This window comes from Lacinutrix sp. MEBiC02595 (assembly GCF_053601555.1).
The window spans coordinates 1-5,194 of record NZ_JBSHNU010000108.1; the positions used below are offsets into that span (position 1 = coordinate 1).

Consider the following 5,194-nt stretch of genomic DNA (forward strand, 5'->3'; position numbering starts at 1 on the left):
AAACATAACAACGTATATATAAAATAGCTAATTGGTTGTTTAATCAATATTTTTTGTTTCTTTATAAAATATATACAAGCCGGAAAGACAAGTCATTATTTAAACGCTACTTTCCATATACGTATACGTTGGCAATAATTATGAAAATCGCGATAAAAATTAAAATTCTTTTATTCTTTTTAACTTTTGTTTTCAATTTATCATTTGGACAATCTGAACTTAAAAAGTTTGACTTTGAAATGGATAAAGCAATTTATGATTTTCGAGCTGAATTAACTTTAAAAAAAGTTGACACTCTTTTACAAGCTTATTACACTTTTGATAATGGAAGAGGAAATAACGCAACACATTTATTTTTTTGGAGAAAAAACGGAAAAGATTCTATAAAAGTTATTAAGACCAAAAAGAAAAACAAATTTAAAGAGTTTCCGATAAAGGAATGTTCTGAATTTACAAATATTCTCGATTTCTATTTCAATAACAAAACTGATATAAAAGCAACTGAACCAACTTCAAAAATGTGGTTTAGTCATAATTACGGATATTTCATAAAATTGAATTTAAATAACTCTGAATACAAAACTTACTTGAGGAATGAAAAAAGATTTGACGATAAGGAACATTTAAAATCTCAGTGGATAAATCTTATTGATAACATTGCGAAAGAATATATTGAAAAATAACTATTGCCAACACTGTATATAAAAAATTACTAGATTAGTGCTTAAATAAAGTTAGTTGCGCCTTTGCTAACTTCCGATTTTCCTTCGGAAAATCCTCGCACGCAAATACGCAACTTTTCATATACATAAACGTTGGCAAACATTTAAAACAAAAACAAAACTATGTACCAAGTAAACTCAAATGCTGGAACCTTAAAATTAAATGCCTTACCTGATAAGTGTCCCTTTTGTCATAATTCAATCACACCAAATTTAATTTTAGGTTATAATCATAATAGACAAGTTGAAGTTTTTATGTCTTGCCCTTATAGTAAGTGTAAAAAATCATTCATTGGATATTATCATTATGATGGGAATACTATCTATAAATATTCTGAGCGCACTACATTTGGAATGAGACTTGGAAAGACTTTTAGCGAAGCTATTACTGAAACTTCATCGAGTTTTGCTGTAATTTACAATGAGGCATTTTCAGCAGAACAAGAAAATCTAAACGAAATTTGCGGTGTTGGTTATAGAAAAGCACTAGAATTCTTAATAAAAGATTATACTATTCAAAAAAATGAGCCTGAAAAAGCTAAAATTTTAAAAATGCAGTTAGGTAATTGTATTAAAACTTATGTTACTGACGAGAGAATTAAAACCGTTGCGAAACGAGCCGCTTGGTTAGGTAATGATGAGACACATTATGTAAAAAAATGGGAAACAAAAAACCTACAGGACTTAAAAAAACTTATTGAATTAACAGTTCATTGGATTGAAATGGAGAAACTTACCGAAAGCTTTGTTAATGATATGCCTGAATAAAAACGATTTGCCAACACCGTGTATAATTAATTGCTAGGTCAGTGTTTATCTGGAATATTCCTTCGGAATATTCTCAGGTTCGTGCCTTTTTGTTAACTTACTCGCTAAACCACGCAACTAACCATACACATCAACGTTGTAGGTAATTTGAGAAAAACGGAACTAATGAAAAAAATATTGTACTTTTTAATCGGAATTTTAGTGTTGAGTTGTGTAAATAAAACTGACTCTCAAAAAAAATCTGAATTAGTAATAAACTCGAAAACAAATTCAATTGAAATTATATATTCTGACTCAAGAGAAAAAACTATTGAGAGTTTAAAAAAAATATGGAATTGTGAATTCCCATTGATTTCGAAAAGTGAGACTAATTTTAATGGGAAAATATCGAATGACATTACTATAATGATTTCGGAATTTAAACCTGTTACTTCTGAAGAAAAGAAAAATAAGATTGAACTAACTTCTGATATAATTAAAAAAAGTATTCGGAATTATAAAGAATTTTCGGAATTAAAAATCATTACAAGTTATACAACAACAGATGGAGAAAGAAGAACATCGAGTAAAACTATTAAAATGACTGAAATATAAAAACTACCTACAACACCGTATAAAAATAATTGCGGTTTAGTGCTTAATCAAAGGTCGTTGCGTGTTTGTAACGTCTGATTTTCCTTCGGAAAATCCTCGCATACAAACCCGCAACTATTCTTATACATAAACGTTGGCAAACATTTGACGCAACCATTTAGCAAAATTTACATCTATTAAAAAAAAGTTTATGCGAAAATTAATTTTACTATTATTAATAATCAGTTTTTATGGTTGCGAAAAAATTGATGATGATTTTAATAATGTTTGCGAATCTGAATGCACTGTTATTGAAGGAACTTTCACAACTGCCAATAATGAGCCTATAAAAAATGTTAAAGTTGAATTAGACTATAGAGCTTCGACTGGAACTTATGGTGTCTCTGTAAGAAACATACGTCAAACCACAACTGACAATAATGGATATTATCGAATGGAATTTTTTATTGAGGACAATGAACTTGGAGAAAATGCCGAAGGATATTTTAGATTACAAGCTGATGTTTCCGAAGTTGAAAATATTAATAATTACATAATACCAAGTCAAAATTTAGAAGGCTTTAATAATTGGGATGTAATATATTCTATAACCACAAGAGACACCATTATTGATAAATCATTTTATGTACCTACAAAAGCAATTTTAAATGTTAATTTAACTAACTTCAATCCTATACAAGAAAATGACTTCTTTAAAGTTATTTCTAATTATCCTGGAGGTAGTTTTGGAATTAATGCTGATAATATAAATAACCAAACAATCGAAGTGTTCGTCGCTGAAAACGAGAATAATAATATAAAAATTTCAAAAAGGAAAAACGGAATTTATACTGAAATCGAGGAATTAAATCTTTTTATTCCTGACGATGAAACTTTAGAATTGAATTATGAATATTAAAACGATTTGCCAACACCGTATATAATTTATTGCTAGTTCTAGCCTGCTTACGAAAACCCTCGCGGATTTTCTATTCGGTTTTTATTTGCTAAATTACGTTCTTAACCACGCAACAAACCATATACAAACACGTTGTATGCAATTTAACGCAACCATTTTGCTGATTTTGCATCTACATAAAAAGAATAAATATGAAAAATAATTATCACATAATAATCTGGATATTTTTATTAACAACTACTATTTCTTGTTCAAAATCAGAAGAAAATAATATTGAAAAATGGGACGATAATATAGGTCTTTCTCAAAAAAATGTAGAATTTACATCTGACAATAACAATGTAACAATAACAACTGAATATGGATGGTGTCTTGCAGGTATCTCTTTAAATGGAAATTATATCACACCAACAATTGGAATAGATATAAACCCTTGCTCTAATACTTTTATAATTGGTAATGATGAATTTAGCATTCAAAGAAACTCTAAAACTGAAATACTAATTGAAATGAATGAAAATCAAACCAACTCCGAAAGGGTGTTAAGAGTAGACTTTTCAGCAGGAAATTATTTTGATAGAGTAATAATTACCCAATCTGCCGAATAAAAAACTGCATACAACACCGTATATAATTTATTGCTAGTTCTTGCCTGCTTACGAAAACCCTCGCGGATTTTCTATTCGGTTTTTATTTGCTAAATTACGTTCTTAAACACGCAACAAACCATATACAAACACGTTATGTGCAATTCGCCAAAAACACCTGAACATTGAAATTAACAACTGATTCTATACAATATCATTCTGAAATAAAAAGACTTTTGACTTCTGAATTTGATGATGAATGGACACCTTTATGGAATTATTGTGAAATGACATCAATGCTGATTACAGGACATTCTTGGACTTTCTTAATGAAAAATGGATTAGCAACACGGAAACTCATCTATCGTGAATGGAATCGTGCGGAACTGGGCCAAAAAAATGATTTCGGAATTTATAGTTTAGAAAATATTAAAATAAAAGAAAAAGAATTATCTGTTTCTCTAAACGAAATTTATGAAATACAGAATATCTTAAAATTGGGCTTGGAAATTAGCGAAACCCAAAAAATCGTTTTGGATGGAACTGAATATGAATTAACCGATTTTAAAACTAGCAGGAAATATAATTGGAAAATAGAAGAAGAAATTGACAATAATCTGAAAAAAATAATAGAAATAATCACGAACAAGAACAGCACATAACACCGTATATAATTTATTGCTAGTTCTTGCCTGCTTACGAAAATCCTCGCGGATTTTCTATTCGGTTTTTATTTGCTAAATTACGTACTAAACCACGCAACAAACCATATACATAAACGTTGTAGCTAATTTAACCGAATGTCTAACAAAGAAACTTTAATACTATTTTTGATTGACAAGCATCCTAGTTTAAATAACATTTATGGGCTGACAAAAATTTTTGATAGAGCTGACTTCCCTGGAAATGTTGATGAATTTTTGACTAATTTAAAAAACTCGGAGTTAATTGAAATCAAAAAGAGCAACTCTTCTAAAGAACTTCCAGTTTATAAGCTAACAGCAAATGGGAAAGAATATTTGAAATCTGAATTTGACGAAAATAGGATTCTGAATTTTATAAAGACAATGCAAAATCCAAAATTTCTTTATGAATTGACTGAATTAATATTAAATAGAAACTCACAAAAATTGGAAATAAAGGAATTAGAACGGATAACTATTTTCGGAGACGGAAAAACCAAACCTGAAGTGGAATCTGGAATAGATATAATTCTTATTCAAGATAACACGGTACAAGTTGGCAAATTAAACCTTGGCAAACAGTATGAATTTAATATGGAAATAGACCATCCAAAGAATCAAAAGGAATTGGATATTTTAGCAACTAAAATTATTAAAGAGAAAAAACCAGAATATCTTGAAAGTAAAAATAGCGTTATTGTAGTTTGTCCAAATCATATTTCAGGTAGAATGATATGGAATTGAGAATTAAACAAAAACTAGCTACAACACCGTATATAATTTATTGCTAGTTCTAGCCTGCTTACGAAAACCCTCGCGGATTTTCTATTCGGTTTTTATTTGCTAAATTTAGTGCTTAAACACGCAACAAACCATATACAAACACGTTGTATGTAATTAAAAAAAATGAGAATAACGACAATAATTTTAATGTTTTTTACA

7 protein-coding genes are annotated in these 5,194 nt (G+C 29.0%); all 7 read left to right on the top strand.

Annotated elements, in window-relative coordinates:
• Nucleotides 1-140 precede the first annotated feature (140 nt).
• The 7 genes from ACVCZW_RS00510 to ACVCZW_RS00540 all read left to right on the top strand — a co-directional run bounded on the left by ACVCZW_RS00510 (nucleotide 141) and on the right by ACVCZW_RS00540 (nucleotide 4,996).
• Nucleotides 141-683 (top strand): hypothetical protein, encoded by a 543-nt coding sequence (locus ACVCZW_RS00510; protein ID WP_452231362.1) that lies wholly within the window; start codon nucleotides 141-143, stop codon nucleotides 681-683.
• A 162-nt stretch (nucleotides 684-845) separates the two neighbouring features.
• The gene (locus ACVCZW_RS00515; RefSeq protein WP_452231363.1) at nucleotides 846-1,490 is read left to right on the top strand and encodes a DUF4145 domain-containing protein; all 645 of its coding nucleotides are present in this window, start codon (nucleotides 846-848) and stop codon (nucleotides 1,488-1,490) included.
• A gap of 165 nt (nucleotides 1,491-1,655) precedes the next feature.
• Nucleotides 1,656-2,084 (top strand): hypothetical protein, encoded by a 429-nt coding sequence (locus tag ACVCZW_RS00520; RefSeq protein ID WP_452227663.1) that lies wholly within the window; start codon nucleotides 1,656-1,658, stop codon nucleotides 2,082-2,084.
• 190 nt (nucleotides 2,085-2,274) lie between these two features.
• Entirely contained in the window at nucleotides 2,275-2,982 is a 708-nt protein-coding gene (locus ACVCZW_RS00525; protein ID WP_452231364.1) for a hypothetical protein, read from the top strand.
• A gap of 191 nt (nucleotides 2,983-3,173) precedes the next feature.
• Nucleotides 3,174-3,590: a hypothetical protein gene (locus ACVCZW_RS00530; protein WP_452231365.1), complete on the top strand. Its 417-nt coding sequence runs from the start codon at nucleotides 3,174-3,176 to the stop codon at nucleotides 3,588-3,590.
• Between the two features lie 164 nt (nucleotides 3,591-3,754).
• Nucleotides 3,755-4,231: a hypothetical protein gene (locus ACVCZW_RS00535; RefSeq protein WP_452231366.1), complete on the top strand. Its 477-nt coding sequence runs from the start codon at nucleotides 3,755-3,757 to the stop codon at nucleotides 4,229-4,231.
• Nucleotides 4,232-4,369: 138 nt separating this feature from the next.
• Complete coding sequence (locus ACVCZW_RS00540; protein WP_452231367.1) at nucleotides 4,370-4,996, top strand: hypothetical protein; 627 nt, start codon at nucleotides 4,370-4,372, stop codon at nucleotides 4,994-4,996.
• The last annotated feature ends 198 nt before the right edge of the window (nucleotides 4,997-5,194 follow it).

Coding starts and splice junctions, on each gene's coding strand:
- ACVCZW_RS00540 (WP_452231367.1), top strand. CDS start 4,370: ATGTCTAACAAAGAAACTTTAATACTATTTTTGATTGACAAGCATCCT.
- ACVCZW_RS00525 (WP_452231364.1), top strand. CDS start 2,275: ATGCGAAAATTAATTTTACTATTATTAATAATCAGTTTTTATGGTTGC.
- ACVCZW_RS00515 (WP_452231363.1), top strand. CDS start 846: ATGTACCAAGTAAACTCAAATGCTGGAACCTTAAAATTAAATGCCTTA.
- ACVCZW_RS00530 (WP_452231365.1), top strand. CDS start 3,174: ATGAAAAATAATTATCACATAATAATCTGGATATTTTTATTAACAACT.
- ACVCZW_RS00520 (WP_452227663.1), top strand. CDS start 1,656: ATGAAAAAAATATTGTACTTTTTAATCGGAATTTTAGTGTTGAGTTGT.
- ACVCZW_RS00510 (WP_452231362.1), top strand. CDS start 141: ATGAAAATCGCGATAAAAATTAAAATTCTTTTATTCTTTTTAACTTTT.